The 587-nt window shown below is 26.6% G+C and carries 2 pseudogenes; both read left to right on the top strand.

What is annotated here, in order from left to right:
• Positions 1-366: pseudogene (gene cadD / locus IEX42_RS17935) on the top strand (cadmium resistance transporter CadD); the annotation flags it as partial.
• A gap of 18 nt (positions 367-384) precedes the next feature.
• Positions 385-587: pseudogene (locus IEX42_RS17940) on the top strand (ArsR family transcriptional regulator); the annotation flags it as partial.

Below are 587 nucleotides of genomic sequence, written 5' to 3' on the forward strand. Positions count from 1 at the left end.
GCTATTTATGATGATTGTGAAGGAGAAAAGAGAGCTAAAAAAGAATTGAATGAAAAAGGATTGTCTAAATTAGTTGGTACGGTTGCAATTGTTACGATAGCAAGTTGTGGCGCCGATAATATTGGTTTATTTGTTCCGTATTTTGTGACATTAAGTGTTACTAATTTATTACTTACTCTGTTTGTCTTTTTAATTTTAATTTTCTTCTTGGTGTTTACTGCACAAAAATTAGCTAATATTCCAGGAATTGGAGAAATTGTTGAGAAATTTAGTCGTTGGATTATGGCTATTATTTATATAGCTTTAGGTTTATTTATTATTATTGAAAATGACACTATTCAAACAATTTTAGGATTTATATTTTAATTTAGGGTGTGATTTTATATGAGTTATGAAAATACTTGTGATGTGAGCTGTGTACATGAGGATAAAGTTAACAATGCTTTAAGTTTTTTAGAAGATGATAAATCTAAGAAATTACTTAACATTTTAGAAAAAATTTGTGATGAGAAGAAATTGAAAATCATATTATCTTTGATTAAAGAAGATGAGTTGTGTGTTTGTGATATTTCTTTGATATTGAAAAT

This window comes from Marmoricola endophyticus (assembly GCF_014644415.1).
Taxonomy (GTDB): Bacteria; Actinomycetota; Actinomycetes; order Propionibacteriales; family Nocardioidaceae; genus Marmoricola; species Marmoricola endophyticus.